Annotated in this window: 10 protein-coding genes and 3 pseudogenes; 5 read left to right on the forward strand and 8 right to left on the reverse strand. The window is 67.8% G+C overall.

What is annotated here, in order from left to right:
* Positions 1-218 precede the first annotated feature (218 nt).
* Positions 219-998 (forward strand): polysaccharide deacetylase family protein, encoded by a 780-nt coding sequence (locus A6A29_RS38830; RefSeq protein ID WP_073728047.1) that lies wholly within the window; start codon positions 219-221, stop codon positions 996-998.
* A gap of 85 nt (positions 999-1,083) precedes the next feature.
* Here the strand turns inward: A6A29_RS38830 and A6A29_RS38835 are convergent, their stop codons facing one another.
* Positions 1,084-2,700 carry an MFS transporter gene (locus A6A29_RS38835; RefSeq protein WP_073728049.1) on the reverse strand — a complete coding sequence of 539 codons (1,617 nt, stop codon included), beginning with the start codon at positions 2,698-2,700 and terminating at the stop codon, positions 1,084-1,086.
* Positions 2,701-3,297: 597 nt separating this feature from the next.
* Between A6A29_RS38835 and A6A29_RS38840 the strand changes: the two genes are divergently transcribed.
* Complete coding sequence (locus A6A29_RS38840; RefSeq protein ID WP_073728051.1) at positions 3,298-4,716, forward strand: DUF2252 domain-containing protein; 1,419 nt, start codon at positions 3,298-3,300, stop codon at positions 4,714-4,716.
* Between the two features lie 113 nt (positions 4,717-4,829).
* Here the strand turns inward: A6A29_RS38840 and A6A29_RS38845 are convergent.
* A pseudogene (locus A6A29_RS38845) lies at positions 4,830-6,054 on the reverse strand (serine hydrolase domain-containing protein).
* A gap of 296 nt (positions 6,055-6,350) precedes the next feature.
* On the opposite strand from A6A29_RS38845, the gene A6A29_RS38850 reads away from it, so the two are divergent.
* The 3 genes and pseudogenes from A6A29_RS38850 to A6A29_RS47310 all read left to right on the forward strand — a co-directional run bounded on the left by A6A29_RS38850 (position 6,351) and on the right by A6A29_RS47310 (position 10,241).
* Positions 6,351-8,015, forward strand: a complete 1,665-nt coding sequence (locus A6A29_RS38850) for a serine/threonine-protein kinase (RefSeq protein WP_073728053.1) — start codon at positions 6,351-6,353, stop codon at positions 8,013-8,015.
* A 123-nt stretch (positions 8,016-8,138) separates the two neighbouring features.
* Positions 8,139-9,321: pseudogene (locus A6A29_RS38855) on the forward strand (IS30 family transposase).
* A gap of 629 nt (positions 9,322-9,950) precedes the next feature.
* Positions 9,951-10,241, forward strand: a complete 291-nt coding sequence (locus A6A29_RS47310) for a hypothetical protein (protein ID WP_241838684.1) — start codon at positions 9,951-9,953, stop codon at positions 10,239-10,241.
* On the opposite strand, the gene A6A29_RS38865 is transcribed toward A6A29_RS47310, so the two are convergent.
* From A6A29_RS38865 to A6A29_RS45090, 6 genes and pseudogenes are all read right to left on the reverse strand, one after another.
* Positions 10,207-10,989 (reverse strand): IS5 family transposase, encoded by a 783-nt coding sequence (locus A6A29_RS38865; RefSeq protein WP_107468398.1) that lies wholly within the window; start codon positions 10,987-10,989, stop codon positions 10,207-10,209. The two genes, A6A29_RS47310 and A6A29_RS38865, sit on opposite strands and share 35 nt — an antisense overlap.
* A 1,163-nt stretch (positions 10,990-12,152) precedes the next feature.
* Positions 12,153-12,299: a hypothetical protein gene (locus A6A29_RS46060; protein WP_198953549.1), complete on the reverse strand. Its 147-nt coding sequence runs from the start codon at positions 12,297-12,299 to the stop codon at positions 12,153-12,155.
* Positions 12,300-12,658: 359 nt separating this feature from the next.
* Complete coding sequence (locus tag A6A29_RS47315; protein ID WP_241838811.1) at positions 12,659-13,180, reverse strand: transposase; 522 nt, start codon at positions 13,178-13,180, stop codon at positions 12,659-12,661.
* A complete protein-coding gene (locus tag A6A29_RS47320; RefSeq protein ID WP_241838812.1) occupies positions 13,081-13,905 on the reverse strand; it encodes a hypothetical protein in 825 nt (274 codons plus the stop codon). The genes A6A29_RS47315 and A6A29_RS47320 overlap by 100 nt, the downstream gene beginning before the upstream one ends.
* 148 nt (positions 13,906-14,053) lie before the next feature.
* Positions 14,054-14,269, reverse strand: a pseudogene (locus A6A29_RS47325) (transposase); the annotation flags it as partial.
* Between the two features lie 771 nt (positions 14,270-15,040).
* Complete coding sequence (locus A6A29_RS45090) at positions 15,041-15,895, reverse strand: hypothetical protein (protein ID WP_073728057.1); 855 nt, start codon at positions 15,893-15,895, stop codon at positions 15,041-15,043.
* Positions 15,896-16,199: the final 304 nt, after the last annotated feature.

A 16,199-nucleotide genomic window follows, 5' to 3' on the forward strand; every position in this document is an offset into this window, starting at 1 on the left:
CCGTCTGCGGGGTGTGTGACCCCGAGTGGCTGAGCAAGGGACCCTGCTTCGCGGCGCCTTCCGGGGCCGTTGCGCCCCTCGTCCGTCCCGGGGCCTCTGCGTTTGTCGCCGGTCCCCTGCGGGTTCGTCCGCGATCGGTAACAGGGGATCTTGTGGGGGCGTTCATGTGTCTTCATAGGGGCACGGCATCGGCGGAGACGGCAAAGGGGTGGGCGGACATGGCGAAGCACAAGGGAAGGGGATGGCACGGTCGGCTCCTCGCCGCGGCGCTCGGGGTGACGGCGGTGGCCGCTGCCACCTCGGTGTGGTCCGCGCAGGCCGACACCGTCGGAGGGCGTCAGCCGGAAGCGGGCGTCTCGGCGCCGGACTCCCGGCAGGACGGGCCCGTGGCCAAGGTGAAGGCGGACATCGCGCATGCCTCGGACCGCGGTGACCGGGGAGTCAACATCACCATCGACGACGGACCGGACCCGGTCTGGACGCCGCAGGTGCTGCGACTGCTGAAGGACAGTGGCGTGAAGGCCACGTTCTGCATGGTGGGCACGCAGGCCCAGGCACACCCGGACCTCGTCAAGGATGTCGTGGCGGCCGGGCACCGGCTGTGCAACCACACGGTCTCGCACGACACCGCCATGGACACCAAGTCCGAGGCCTACCAGTCCCAGCAGATCCTGGATGCCGAACGGATGATCACCAAGGCCTCCGGAGGCGTCCGGCCGCAGTACTACCGGGCCCCGGGCGGCGCCTTCACCCCGTTCAGCCGGCAGCTCGCCGCGTCCCGCGGGATGCGGCCGCTGGGCTGGAACGTCGACTCCAAAGACTTCGAGCGTCCCGGCGTGGACACCATGGTCGCCACCGTCAAGAGGGAGATCTCCGACGGGCCGACCGTCCTCTTCCACGACGCCGGAGGGGACCGCTCCCAGACCTTGGCCGCTCTGCGCGAGGTCCTGCCCTGGCTGAGGGAGCAGGGGTACTCCTACGGCTTCCCCGTGCGCTGAGCGAGGATCGCCCGCACCGGCATCAAGACCCGGACCTCCGCCACCGGCAGACCAGGGGCGCGGACCGCCAACATCGCCGTCCCCGTTACGTCGTGGTCGAGCCGGGCTGCGTCGTCGGGATCCGGTGGGTGAAGAACAGGGCGAGGAGAGCGCTGAGCGCAAGGATGGCGAGTGCGGCGCGCAGACCGTCGAGTCGTGCCTCCGCGTTCGCGTCGAGCGCGGCGTCGGTCACTGCCGCGCTCGCGTCGGCGTCGTCGAGGGCGGTCTTGAGCTGAGTGTCCGACAGGAAGGGCACACCGCTCTGCAACTGGGTGCTCGCCCGGTCCTTGACCGCGGACGGGACCGCCGGGTTCTGCTCGACGCTGGTCAGGAACGACGTACTGAGCGTGGCGATCAGGATCGACCCGGCGAGTGCCGTGCCGATCGAGGCTCCGAGGTTGGTGACGGAGTTCTGTACGCCGCCGACCTCCGCGCTCTGCTCGTCCGGCACCGCGGACACGGTGACCGAGCCGAGCTGGGAGGCCAGCGCGCCCATGCCCAGCCCGATCAGCAGCAGCGGGACCGTGACGACCTCCGCGCCCGCGTCCGCGTCGAGCGCGGCCATCAGGACCACCGCCCCCGCGAGCATCGCGAGGATGCCGAGCCGTACGACCCGCCGCGGTGAGACGTCCGGGAGGAGACGCGGGATCAGAATCGCGGCGGCCAGCAGGGTCAGCGAGAGCGGCAGGATGTTCACCCCGGTCTTGAGCGCCGACAGGCCGAGCGCGACCGACAGATAGAGCGGTACGACGAAGAACACGCCCATCTGTACGAGGTACTGGAAGAAGAACATCGTCAGGCCGCCGGTGAGCTGCTTGTTCTCCAGCAGAGCCGGATTCACCAGCGGCTCCCTGCCCCGTTCGACGAGCCGGGCCTCCCAGCGGAGGAAGAACCAGATCAGGAAGAGGCCCGCGAGCATCAGCCACACGACCGGTGAGACACCCAGCCATGAGGGCGCTTCGGGCTTCGGCCGGAACCAGCCCCACTGGTCGGAGCGCAGGACGCCGAACACGAAGATGCCGAGGCCCAGGGCGGAGAGCACGGCTCCGACGGCATCGATACGCGGACGCCTGTCGGGCGCCGCGTCGGCGACCCGCCGGGCGAGCACCAGGATGCCGAGCACCAGCACCACCTCCCCGGCGAATACCCAGCGCCAGGAGAAGTACGTCGTGGCCACACCCCCGATGAGCGGCCCCACCGCGATGGCCGCGGCCCCGGCCGCGGCGACGAGTCCGTAGGCGGCGGGGCGTCGTTCCACGGCGAAGTTGCCGGCGACGAGCGCCACGATCGCGGGCAGGATCAACGCCGCCCCGATTCCCTCCAGCAGCGCCCAGCCGATCAGCAGCACCGGCAGGTTCGGGGCGAGCGCCGTGGTCAGTGACCCGCATCCGTAGATGACACAACCGATCATGAACGCCCGCTTGCGCCCGATCAGGGCGCCGACCTTGCCACCGGGGATCATGAGCATCGCCATCACGAGGGTGTACGCCGTGATCGCGCCCTGGATACCGGTGACGGTCGAGTCCACGTCCTCGGCCACCGTGGCGATCGACACGTTCATGACGGAGCTGTCGAGTGCCATCAGGAACTGGCCCGCCGCGAGTGTCAGCAGGACGATCCGCGCTGTTGACGAGCTTCCGTGTGAGTCCACTTTGGGGGGCATTGTCCGATGGTCGCAACGTACATCGACTGTCGGTCCGCGACCCGCCGTGGCGATCGGCCGGTTGGCGGGTGGTCCCTTCCGGAGCCCGGTCGACGCGCCCGTGCCGGGCACGGACGGGCGCGTGGTGCTGATCGCGCACCGGGTGGAGAAGGTCGCCGAACTCGTCCGAGCCCGCGGCGGCCCCGGCCGCACCCGCCACGCCCGGGTGCTGGAGGCCCTCGCTCGCCCGGGTTCGCATCGCTCCGATTTGACTCTCGTGTCGTTTCTGTCAGCGTTGTCAGTGCCGTATCCCGTCCACCCTGTGCGTTCCCCGGCGAAGGCAACACCCGACCATCAGGGACCGTTCCGCTTCACTTGCGGCACCGGCGACGAGGTCGTGAACGACGCGAAACGGAGCAGTCGGCACGACTCTCCGATGTCCGCTTCAGGGTGACATCGGAGACGGGGCGTTCCGGCGCGGCAAGGAAAAGATCCTGCACTGACCTCGGCCCGGCACAGGGATTCCACCATGCTCCGAGAAGTGTTCCCCGTGTCGTCCGGCAGCCATCGCCACCGCCCCGGGCGGCGTCGGCGAGACCACCTCACGGAGCCGCAGCCATGACCGACAACCACCTCGACGGACGCGACGTGCGGCACCGCACCCCGCAGGAGCGGGCCGCGGCGGGCAAGGCGGTGCGGACCGACGTGCCCCGCTCCAGCCACGCCGAGTTCGCACCCGGATCAGGCCGGCCGGACCCATTGAAGATCATCGAGAAGCAGTCGGCGTCCCGGCTGCCCGACCTCGTGCCGGTCCGCTACGGCAGGATGTCCGAGTCGCCGTTCCGCTTCTACCGGGGTGCGGCCGCCATCATGGCGTCCGATCTCGCGGACACCCCGACGACGGGCCTGCGCACCCAACTGTGCGGTGACGCACACATGTTGAACTTCCGGCTGCTGGCCTCACCCGAGCGCCGCCTGATGTTCGACATCAACGACTTCGACGAGACGTTGCCGGGCCCCTGGGAGTGGGACGTCAAGCGGCTGGCCGCCAGTCTCGTCATCGCGGGCCGGGCGAACGGCTTCAGCACCAAGGAGCGGGCCGCGATCGTACGGGCCACGGTGCGGTCGTACCGCGAGGGCATGAGGTCCTTCGCCGGACTCGGCAACCTGGCTGTCTGGTACGCCCAGTTCGACATCGACCGGGTGCAGGACCGCTTCGTGACCGACCTGTCCGCGCGAGGCCGCAAGCGCTGGGCGCGGGCCGTGACCGAAGCACGTTCGCGCGACACCCTCCAGGTCTTCGGCAAACTCACCCATGTCGTCGACGGCCGGCGCCGCATCGTTTCCGACCCTCCGCTCGTCACCCGTCTCGAAGATGTGCTGCCGGACGACCGGCGTGGTGCCGTGGAACAGGAGATCCGCACACTGATCGAGCGGTACGGCAAGACTCTGCAGTCCGACCGTCGGTTCCTGCTGGATCAGTACCGGGTGGCCGACATGGCCCGCAAGGTCGTGGGGGTCGGCAGCGTGGGCACCCGCTGCTGGATCGTGCTCCTGCTCGGCAAGGACGAAGGAGATCCGCTGTTCCTTCAGGCCAAGGAGGCCGACGAGTCGGTGCTGGCGCGCCACGTGGGGGACAGCGCGTACCGAACGCAGGGCGAGCGGGTGGTCGCCGGACAGCGGCTGATGCAGGCCACCAGCGACATCTTCCTGGGATGGGAGCGCGTCGAGGGTATCGACGGCCGACGCAGGGACTTCTACGTACGGCAGTTGCGGGACTGGAAGTGGGTTGCCGCCGCGGAGGACATGGTGCCCCGAGGGATGCGTACCTTCGGCGCACTGTGCGGTGCGACGCTGGCCCGTGCCCACGCGAGATCCGGCGATCGCATCGCCATCGCCGCCTATCTGGGCGGTGGAGACGCCTTCGACCGCGCGCTGGTGGCCTTCGCCGAGCGCTACGCCGACCAGAACGAGCGCGACCATCAGAGACTCGTCGACGCCGTCCACACCGGGCGGCTGTCCGCCACGGCGGTCTGAGGACCTCTGGGCCTTTCGGGGGCGGCGCGCCCCCTCTCTCCTCTCAAGCCCGCCGCCTCGCTCCCTGGCAGAGGCGTAGGCAGAGGCAGAGGCCGAGACAGGTGCTGAGGCGGCTATGCGCGCGGGCTGATCGCGCTGTCCTTGTCGTAGATGTTGTCCGGTGTGGCGACCGTGGTGATCGCTCGGGCGAGAAGGGTGGACGGCTCCTGGCCCTCGTACTGGATGTCCGTGTTGATCATGATGACGAGGGTGGCCTTCTTCGGGGGCAGATAGACCGTCACGGTCTCGTAGCCGGGGATCGAGCCGTTGTGCCCGGTCCATCCGTTGGTCTTGAAGATCCCGAGGCCGTAGCTGGTACCCGGGAACCCGGTGGGCAGCGTCTTGAGCCGCTGCCGCTGGGTTTCGGGGCTGAGCAGCTTTCCGGTGGCGACGATCGGGGCCCAGCGGCGCAGGTCGTGCAGGTTGGAGATCATCGCTCCGGCCGCCCAGGCCCAGCTGGGGTTCCCGTACGTGGCGTCCGCGGTCTCGCCGCTCAGCGTCTGGTCGGTGTAGCCGTGCGGGTGCGGCGCGGGGAACTCTGACCCCGTCGGGAACAGTGTGTGGTGCAGGTGGGCCGGGTCGAGCACGCGCTCGCGGATGAAGTCGGCGAGCCGGTGACCGCTGACCTTCTCGATCACCAGGCCGAGCAGGACGAGGTTGGAGTTGCCGTACTGGAACCGCGCCCCCGGCGCGAAGGTGTTCCGGTGCTTGAAGCCGTACGCGAGCGTTTCCCGGGGGGTGAAGGTGCGCTCCGGGTCGCTCAGCAGGTCGTGCGTGAAGTCGGGGTCCGAGGTGTACGGGAACAGGCCGCTGCGCATCTCGGCGAGGTGGCGCAGCGTGATCCGGTGACCGTTGGGCACGCCGCGGACGTAATCGGAGATGGGGTCGTCCAGTTCGATCCGGCCGTCGTCCACGAGTTCCAGCAGCGCGGTGACGGTGAACGTCTTGGTCTCGCTGCCGATCCGCACGGAGGAGTCGGCGGACATCGGCCTGCCGGTGGCGGTGTCGGCCACGCCGGTCGCGCGGACATAGCTTCCCTCACCCCGGCATCCACAGTCCGACGACGACGCCGGGGATGCCCGCTTGCTCGCGGACCTCCTCGATGGTCCTGTCCAGCCGGGCGGTGAGCTCAGGACCAAGACCGTCCGGCGTGGGACCGGCCTTGTCGTGCCGGGCCATCCCCATGGAGGGGACGGCCGTGGCGGGAACTGCCGTGGCGGGAATCGCGGTCATCGGCGCCAGTACGGAGGCCGCGAGCAGCACTGCGGCGACCGGACGGCGGGAGGGAGTACGTCGCATGGGGGGCGCCTCTTCCAGAAGGGGGCGGACGGCCCGCCTCTGTGAGAGAGCACGGACGGCAGAACATCACCATCCGGACCCGTGGCTCAGGCCCCCTTGATGTCCGCGTGCCAAGGAGTCCACTCATTCGGAGCCACCCGGGCCACCTACGCGCCCGTCCGCCGGCGAGGGTCGCCTCGGGGACGTACTCCAGGATCACCACCACTCCTGGCCGCCGCTCCGAAACCACCACGTCATGGACCTGCCCCTTAGGCTGCTGCCGTTGGCCGATGCAGCACATGTGGGGGAGCAGGCCGATGGATGAGGTGACGGATGTCTTCCAGCCGCTTCAGGCGGCCGACCCGCCCGTGGTGGCGGGCTACCGGCTCGCCGCCCGGCTGGGGGCGGGTGGCATGGGACGGGTCTACCTCTCGCACACCCGGGGTGGCCGGCCCGTGGCGATCAAGGTCGTGCGGCCGGAGCTGGCGGACGACCCGGACTTCCGGCGGCGGTTCGGCCGGGAGATCAGGGCGGCCCAGCGGGTCCGGGGGGCGTACACCGCCGAGTTGATCGACGCCGACGCGGATGGCGTACCCCCCTGGCTGGCCACGTTGTACGTTCCCGGGCCGTCCCTGACGGAGGCCGTGGCCCGCCGGGGTCCGCTGTCGGTGACCGCCGTGCTGTGGCTGATGGCGGGGATGGCCGAGGCGTTGCAGGCCATCCATGCCGAGGGCATCGTGCACCGGGACCTCAAGCCGTCGAACGTGCTGCTGGCCGCCGACGGGCCGCGCGTGATCGACTTCGGCATCGCCCTGGCAGCCGACGGCACTTCGTACACGGCGACGGGACAAATGATCGGCACGCCCACGTACATGGCCCCGGAGCAGGCGTCCGGGGAAGAGGTCACAGCGGCGACCGATGTCTTCGCCCTTGCCCAGACAGCGGCGTTCGCGGCGCTGGGCAGGCCGCTCTACGGCGATGGCCAAGGTGTCAACGTGCTGTACAGGATTGTGCACTCCAGGCCCGAACTGTCCCTGCTGCCCGAACCGTTGCGCCCTCTGTTCGCCCTTTGCCTGGCCGCCGACCCGGCTGAGCGGGCCACTCCGGCAGAGGTCGTGGAGTGGTGTCGGCAGCGGCTGGGACCGGACGCCGACGCGGGCGGGGCACCGGCCGTGTGGCGGGAGATCGGCGGGCCGGACGTCGTGGTTCCGCCACCGGTGCCCGCCCCCACCCCGGTGCAGCCGCAGCCGCTGATCGGGTACCCGCAGCCCCCTGCCGGGTTGCGGCGGCCGACGCAGGCGGAGGGGAAGGGGCGCAGGCGGCGCACCGCGCGGATCGTGGTGGTCGGTGCGGTGGGGGGCGTGCTGCTGCTCACGGCCCTGGCCTGGCGGGTCATGGACGCGGAGAGCCGGGGCGATCACCGGGACTCCGCCGGCCCGTCGGCGTCCGCCACGGGACCGGCGGCCGCTCGGTCGTCGGATTCCGCGCGGGGATCCTCCTCGGACTCCTCGGACTCGGCCGACTCCTCGGACTCGGCGGCTTCGGGTGCCGGTGAACCTGGAGCGGGGACGACGTCATCTTCCTCGGCCTCGCCCCGGGAGCCGCGACCCGAGCCGTACCCCCTGGTCATGCTGGAAGCGAAGAACTCGGTGAACCTCAAGAACCCGGAAGCGGAGGCGAAGGGCCGCACGGGAGACATCCGTTTCGGCTGCCAGACGGCCGGTTGCCAACTGGAGAGCGACACCAGCGTGTTCCTCCAGCTGTACGGCAAGCCGGGCGGCACCCTCGACGAGTGCCGTCGGATGCTCAAGCACGGAAAGAGCCACCGCCTCCCCCTCGCCGGCGCGGCGAACGGCAGCGAGATCTGCATCAAGGGCCCCTCGGGGGACATCGCACTGTTCGTGATCACGACGAAGTCGACCGCGATGCCGGACATCGCCTTCCTCCAGGGCGCCCTGACGATCTGGCGGGGAGCGGCCTAGCCGCTCGACCGACGCTGTCCGCCGGCCGGCACGGAGAGCTGAGAGGTGCCTGGACAACGATGAAGCCCCGGGCCATTGCTTCGTTTCTAGTGGGCGTTGCAACATCCCAGCTCAAGGGGTGCGATGGACTTCGAGATCCGCGGGGAGCGGAAGCCGCAGGGGCCCAGGAAGCTCCGTGCCGAGCGGGAGGGATACTTCCGGCTCGTGCAGATGGGGCTGAGCAGCCAAGAGGCATGCCGCCGCGTCGGCGTCCATGAGCGGACCAGCCGTGAGTGGCGAAAAGGCCGGTCCGACCCGAAGCGGCGGCGGGCTCCTGTTCTGGCAGAGCAGGAGCCCGTGCTGTCGACGACGAGGTACCTGCGGGAGGACGAGCGCATCCATATAGCAGACCGGCTGCGCGAGAAGGCATCCGTCCGCACGATCGCCGCCGAACTGGGCCGCAGCCCGTCGACCGTCAGCCGGGAGATCCGCCGCAACGGCACGGCCCTGCGCGGGAACCACACCTGGTGGGCTTACCGTCCCAATGCCGCCCAGCGCCGCGCAGATGCCCGCCGGCCCCGTCCCCGGGCAAGATCGGCCAGAACTCCGAGCGGCGGGACTTCATCCAGACTCACCTGGCGATGCGGTGGAGCCCGGAACAGATCTGTCACGCTCTTCGCAGACGGTTCCCCGACCGGCCGGAGATGCACGTGGTCCACGAGATGATCTATCAGGCCCTCTACGTCCAGGGCCGCGGGGAACTACGCCGACCAGAACGAGCCCGGCGCAGACCGCACCGCCAGGCCGCTGCCCGGCAGTCACGCTTCACTCATCCCATGGTCGTGATCAGCGAACGTCCTTCCGAAGTGGACGACCGCGCCGTGCCCGGTCACTGGGAGGGCGACCTGATCATCGGCAAGGACGGCGCTTCCGCCATCGGGACCCTGGTCGAGCGGGCCACCCGCTACGTCAGGGACGTGGCGCCGAAGACGTCAACGCAGCCCTGCGGACTACCATCCAGACCCTGCCGCGACACCTGGCCAAGTCTCTGACCTGGGATGAGGGCTCCGAGATGGCCGCCCACCACACCTTCACCGTCGCCACGGACATCCCGGTCCACTTCTGCGATCCGGCCAGCCCCTGGCAGCGCGGATCCAACGAGAACACGAACGGCCTGCTGCGGCAGTACTTCCCCAAGAGCACCGACCTGTCCGTCCACGCCCACGATCAGCTGGCCGCCGTCGCCGCCGAACTCAACAGCCGACCACGCACAACGCTCGACTGGGAAGCCCCAGCCGAGCGCCTGCATAAACTCCTCGCGGCCTGATCAATCAACCACGTGTTGCAATGATTCCCAGAATCCACCGTGGCCCTGGGCTTTGTCGTGGAGCGGGTGACGAGAATCGAACTTGCGCTCCGAGCGCGGGAATCACGGATGCCTGGAAGCCAAGAGTAGCTCTGACTTGTGTGTTTGGCCGGGGCGGGCGAGGTTGGCGTGGCCTCGGGGTGCCGTGCCTGACCGCTGTTGTCCGCTCTGAAGGGTCGGATGGGGGCACGAGTGTGGTCGGCTCGACCCTGCTTGCCCTCCCACGTGGGCACAAGGAGATTGCTTAAGAATCTGTTGTCTTTCCGGATGTGATCGCCGGGTTTCCGCTGGTCAGGCGTGAAGTTGCTTTCGCTGCAGTAGAGATGACACGTCGTGTTCTCTCTTTGGTGGAGGTGCCGGATGCCGTCGGTGATGGGGTTGATCGAGGAGCGGTAGGTCGCTGCCCGGCAGCGGGTGGAGTCGCTGCGGGACGAGCTGGACCGGCTGGTTGCCGAGTTGGAGGAGGCGGAGGCCGTGCGGGATCGCCTGGTGATCGCGAAGGAGACGGTGAGTGAGGTGCTGTCCGGGCCGGCGATCCCGAGGATATGCAAGTTTTCCGGGATGCCCGGCCGGTTGAGCCGGAACCGGCGGTGGCCCGGGTGGTGCCCGGCTCGGTGGTGCCGGTGCGGCGGGAAGGGCTGGACGTGACGGTGCTGCCGCCGGACTACCAGCGGATCATGCACGTCCTGGCCGATCGTGAGCGGTCCGGCGAAGGGTCGGCGATCTGCCGGCAACTCGCCGACCTATTGGGCCTCGGACTGGTTCCGGCGAAGATCGAAGGGGTGCGGTCCAAGGCGAAGCGTCCGGCCGCGCGGGGCCGGCTTGTCGAGGACACTCCGGGCTCCTTCAGCGTCGCTGTTTCGCAAGGCGGCGACTCATGATCATGGTCATCGACCACAGCACCATGGCCTCGGACGTGTTGGTCCGCCTTTCGTAGTCGCGTGCCAGGCGGCGCGAGCGCATCAGCCACCCGGACGTCCGCTCCACCACCCACCTGCGGGGCAGCACCTCGAAGCCCGAGGTGTCCGCATTGCGTTTGGCGACCGTGAGCGCGAGACGCAGTGCCTTCGCGGCGTAGTCGACCAGGGGTCCGGTGTAGCCGCCGTCGGCCCAGACCAGCCTGAGCAGGAAGAACCGCCTGATCAGCCGGGCGAGTAGATCCTGGGCCGCCTCCCGGTCGGTCACGTTCGCCGCGGTGACCATGACCGTCAGCAGCAGCCCTGTCGTGTCGACCACGATGTGCCGCTTACGGCCGTTGATTTTCTTCCCGCCGTCGAAGCCGCGGGAGGACGCGGGCACGGACGCGGCCGCCTTGACCGACTGGGAGTCGATGATGCCCGCGGTCGGCTCCGGGGCCCGGCAGGCCGCGGCACGGGTCTTCCCACGCAGCCGGTCGTGGAACTCTTTGACCAGGCCCTTGTCCCGCCAGCGGCGGAAGAACGCATAGACCCGGTGCCAGACGGGGAAGTCCACGGGCATCGCCCACCACTTGATTCCGTTGTCCACGAGGAAGCGGATCGCGTCGACCATCTGCCGGCGACAGTAGCTTTCCGGCTGCCCGCCACGGCCCTCCAGCCAGCCGGGCACCGGCATCGCGGCACGGACCTCGGCCCACTCCTCGTCCGCCATGTCCGAGGGGTAATGACGCCGTCGCTCACCATGGTCGGCCGCATTCCCGTACACATGGGCGAGACAGTCACACGACGGGGTATCAGGGTTGGACTCCACGGACACCGGCACGGAAGACTGAGGCACAGGGCCTCCTGACGCTCGAATGGACTTCAACACCCATGAGCTGTTCGGGAGGCCCCGCTTCCATTCACCGGCCACGAGCCGATCACCCAACCGGGCACCCAAGTTCGACCCGCAACCGAACCACTCGGTACGACAACGGCTTCTAAGACGCCCATAGCAGGTTTGGAGACGGGTGTTGCATAGGCAAGCGCATCGGCGCTCTGCCGTGCCTAGCACACCTCTGAGACACACTCACTCGCCCTGGTCGCGTGCTATTCGCGCAGATGACCTGTGAGGGCGACGGTAACTCCTGTCGGATCATCGCGCGGAAAGCCTGTCGACATGAGCCTGCCGAAACCGACCGACCTCGACTTCCCGGCCCAGATCGTAAATCTGCGCCAGCCTGCTTGGCGCCCGGTTACAGAGGACGGCCAGTTCGACCTGCAGGACGACATCCAAGGCACAGTGCTTCGCTGCATCCTGAGAATCTCGACCCGGCCGTCGAGTACCGCGTCGCCGACGAGGGCACGCCCACTGCCGCCCAGGCCGCCCCGACATTCAGCTGCCACCCCGTGCGCACCCTCCACGCAGTCCAGCGCTTGGCCGATGACCTCGCAGCCCGAAGCTAAGAACGCCGGGCACACCGAGGCTGGCTACTCGCAGCCCGCGGACGCCTGGGGCGTCACTCGCCAGTCCGCCCGCCCCAAATGACCCGAGGCTGTCCCTGCCCGCGGCCGCCAGATGCATGAGCCCCTCCCGCCCGCCTATGCGGGCGGGATCGCCACTTTCCGCCACGATCATGAGAGCGACGCCTGGTGATACACCGCCACCGGACCAGACGCGTTCTGAGGAGACCGAGCCCGCCTACGACTGCTCGATCGCTGGAATCGCCGAGGCGACCGCCCAGCTCGTCGTCCACGCAGCTCTCGCGGCCACACTGAGAGGCCGAGGGCCCGGGTTCCGCCGAGGAACTGCCCCGAAGTCGTCTTGGGGATGGAGGGATGAGGATGCCCTCAGCGCCTTCGCCTTCGCCTTCGCCTGCGGCGCCCCGGCTCCGTTCACCGCATCTGGGTGTGCAGCAAGATGACCACGCCCATGCCTACCAGGAGCGCGGTGCCGAGGGTTGGGTGCAGCAGGGCTACGTACGCACTGGAGGCGCCCGCCAGCAGCCGCACGGTGCTGCGGGTGCCGAGCTGACCGTTCATACTGAACTCCCATGTATGAGGGGCGAACATGGTGCTCCGTGTACGGGACGGCAGCCTGCAACGCGGACGGGCTAGCCCCGCAAACCCCCACGAAAGTCCGTCCCTCCTCGACCCGTCCGCGCAGTCAGCTGCCGTACAGCCGAAAGCGTTTGGGTCGCAAAGGGCTATCCCGTCATCCCTGGCGGGCGCGCGACGACAGCTACGGCACCTCGCGGCGTTGTCGGAACGCCCGAATACATCCAGTATGCGGACGTCCCTCCGCCTTGCGACGCACCGCATCTGACGCCGCGCGCCCATCCCCCAGGGATGACGGGACAGCCCTTAGCTTGCCTCTGTCGGGGATCTTCAAGTCGCCGAGGTCAGCTGCCCAAGTTTCGCCAGGACTTCAACCGGGGAATCTCGCGCTGGTCGAGGTAGTCCTGGAAGGCGGTCGGCCGGCGGGGTGCGGGGGTTTCCTCGTCTGGTGGCAGTCCGCTGAGACGCTCGATGTTGACGGCGATGGCCGTCAGGACGTGCTGGATGTGGGCCTTTCCCTGCCCTCGGTAGCGGCAGCGCCGCATGCCGCGGCCGTGGGCGAACTCGTTGACCGTTCCCTCCACTCCGGAGCGGACCGCGTAGCGGGCCTTCCACTCGGGCGTCTGCTGCTCGGTACGGACGCGAAGTTGCAGGTCGCGGAGTCCTCGCGGGGGAAAGCCCGCAGTGCGCGCACTGTCTGCGGTGCTGGTGCACTGCGCGCGGGCCGGGCAGGGGCGGCACTGGCTCTTGGTGAACCTGGCCACGATCAGCGGGGCGGCGGTGGGCGAGGAGGTTGGGTAGGAGCCGTGCCAGCTCGCACTGACCTGTCCCTGGGGGCAGGTGACCTGCTGGCGGTCGTAGTCGATGTGAAGCCGTCCCGGGCGAAGCCCTCCTTCAGACGGTGCTGGAGGGTGGGGTTGCTCCGGAGCGGCCCGGAGACGGCGACCTGGTGTTCACGGGTGGCTTGTGCCAGGTGAGGCAGGGAGGTGTAGCCGCCGTCGACCAGGTGCTCGGCGGGTAGCAGCCCGCGACGCGCCAGGCGGGCGTGAATGCCGCGCAGGACCTGTCTGTCATGGGTGGTGGCCGCGGCGGTGACCACATCCGTGATCACATTCGGGCCGTCGGGAGCACAGGTCTCGGTCAGGTGAGCGGAGAACCCCTTCCAGCTGATGATGTGCCCGTGGCGTGCGTAGCGGGCCGAAGTGTCGTAAGGAGAGACGATCGCCCGGGACGAGGGAGGCAGTCCAGGCCCTTCTTCCTTCTCGGCGGTGCGCCAGCGCTGGTGTCCTGCGGCGTCACGGTGGTAGTTCTGCACCACGATCTGGCGCAGGGCCTGGACGCGCGGGCCGGTCGTGTGGTCTGTTCCGTGCCGGTAGAGGTGTTCCAGGAGCCGGACGGCGTCGTTTCCGGTGGCGAGGATTCTGGTCCTGGGCTTGGTGGGGTTCTTGCCCAGGCGGACCGGTCGGCCGTAGCGGAGCCCACAGTCCTCGTCGACCAGCTCGTCGAGCAGGTGAGGGGTGGTGCCGGCGACTTCTTCGAGTGCGGCAAGGACCGCCTCGGTGATCAACTCTAGGCGGGTCAGGTCGCGCACGGCGGCCAGGACGTGGGTGGAGTCGGTGCGCCGTGGTGCGCTCGCGCACCAGTCCGGCCTCCTTGAGGCGGGCCAGCGCGAGGTCGAGAAGATGGTCGGCGCGGTCGTCTTCGACCGGGCGATCGCGGAAGTCGGCCAGCACGCTGTGGTGGAACCCGGAGTCGTCCAACTCCTTGGCCATGGAGTATTCAAAGTCGATGCGGCAGCGAGCCGCCTCGGCGGCCTGCCGGCCCGACAGGCCGGGCAGGAACTGCAGTACGCAGACAGTGGCCAGCTGAGCAGGCGAAAGACCCGGACGCCCTGCCCTCGGGTACCAGTCGGCGAAGTCCTCGTCGCACCACAGACCGTCCAGCCGGTCACGCACCCATATCGCTGCCGTGCCACCCGGGTTGCTCGTCCGCGCAACCTGCGGTCAGAGGCGGAACTTGCTCACCTGAACGGGGGCGAAGGGACAACGGGCACCTCGACAGCTTCGTCGGTCGGCGGAACTACCCGAGCATGCCCGTTGACCATGCTGTCGCACCGGGAAACTCCAAGATCCCCGACAGAGTCAAGCTGGTCTCAATCTGTCAGGAACTTTCCGTCGCTCTTTTCGCTGGACATTGAGCGTGCAGGTAAGAGCTGCGGATAGAGGCGTCCGGATCCTGGCGTGGGTTGCCAGGGCGTCTCGGTACAGCGGCCTACCGGTCCAGGAGACGTCGTGCTGGCTTCGTGAGCCAGCTGCACATCGACCGGGGAAGTCGGTTCGGGCGTAGTCGCAGGCTGCCCGGCCGGTGGGCATCCTGCGACTAGGTATGCAAGTAAGGACGTCCCACTGGTCTTCCTCTGAAACCCACTCACCTCGGAACCCGCATAGCGGGACATTCCTTGGTCCGAGAGCGTCAGAGCATCGGCTCAGGACGCCGTAGGTCACATGCCTCAGATCCGCATCACTGCTATGACCGCAGGCAGTACCGGGTCGCCGGACAGGCACGCTGACCATGCAGCCGCTCGCGCGTCGAGGCAATCAGTTTGGACTGCGGGGGGAGGGCTGCGGTGTGCGTGAATTTACAGCACACCGCGTATACGGGCATACACCTCTTCCTTTTCGCGGCTGTCCGATACCTTCGGCGCCGTCGAGTCTCTTTTCAGAGGGTCAGTCAGCGATCAGCATCTGGATAGGCTGCGGCATTTTCTCTCCCTTCTGGAGGCGCAGTGATTTGACTGGCCTGCCGGACACCCAAGCGTTCCAAGCTTTAATGTAGAGGCCGATCTGGCTGCGCGTATCAGTCCGACGCCGCTGAGTGCCGCCCCCTCGCAGCTGCCTCATTACCTTGATCAGAGCAAGCCTGGGGTCATCTGAGTCAAGGTTGGCTTGTGTCGTAAGCCCGCGCATCCATTCGCCAGCCTGGGCCACTGGAGCGGATTCAACTGTCAGGAAGTAGGCGCATGCCGCTGCCGTAGGGATCAGTCCCAATTCTTTACCAAGGATCCTGCCTTGCTTCACCGCCGTGCGGAACTCCTCCGGCTGGACTCGGAAGATGGCAAGGATCTCGTTATTGGTGACACGTGAACTACTTCCCACCCAACTGCCGGATGGCGAGGTTCGAAAGAGATGAACGTGGCGAATAGTAGAGGAGAGTAGGGTGGTATCTCGCTCCCCAGTAAGGGCAAGTACGTCGCCACCGGACCTACGCTTTCCAGTGTCAAGGACTGAAAATGTCGCCGGAGGCACATTTTGGAAAACCAAGGTTGGGGTTGTCATGCCAGACTGCACGATAGCGTGCAACCGGTGTTGGCCATCCACGATATTTCCAGTGGCCAGGGGGCCATCTAGAGCGATCCCTTGGTGAGTTACCTGCCAACTTCCGTTGTGGATCTCTTTAACCAGTTGAGCTACTACCGATTTGTCGAGCGGTCGGTTTCCTGTGTTCCGCTGCAGAATTTCCCTTGCCGTATCCGGGGTGATGGTCACAACGGTAGGGATTGGAAATTCCGAATTCTGGATCATTCTCGCACTGTCCATGAAGAGACGATGGCATATGGCACACGGGAAGGTCAATGGGTGCATAAATCCTAACGGTTCTGCATTCTTTTGGCCGAAACTTATCTAAGTTGAACGAATGTGTCCATCTTTTGCCTCTGTGGGGGCGAGGCGATGCGAAGAGATGCCGATCATGGTCGCCTTGCCCAGGCTCGTGAAGTTGCGAGCGCTGGACTTGGCGTACTTGACGGTGACAGCTTGTTGAATTGGTGGTGCCCGCAAGATTCCGTGGACGTGATGCGAGGTCATGGCACACACAACTGACATGGGC

Origin of the sequence: Streptomyces sp. TSRI0281 (assembly GCF_001905125.1) — a bacterium.
GTDB lineage: Bacteria > Actinomycetota > Actinomycetes > Streptomycetales > Streptomycetaceae > Streptomyces.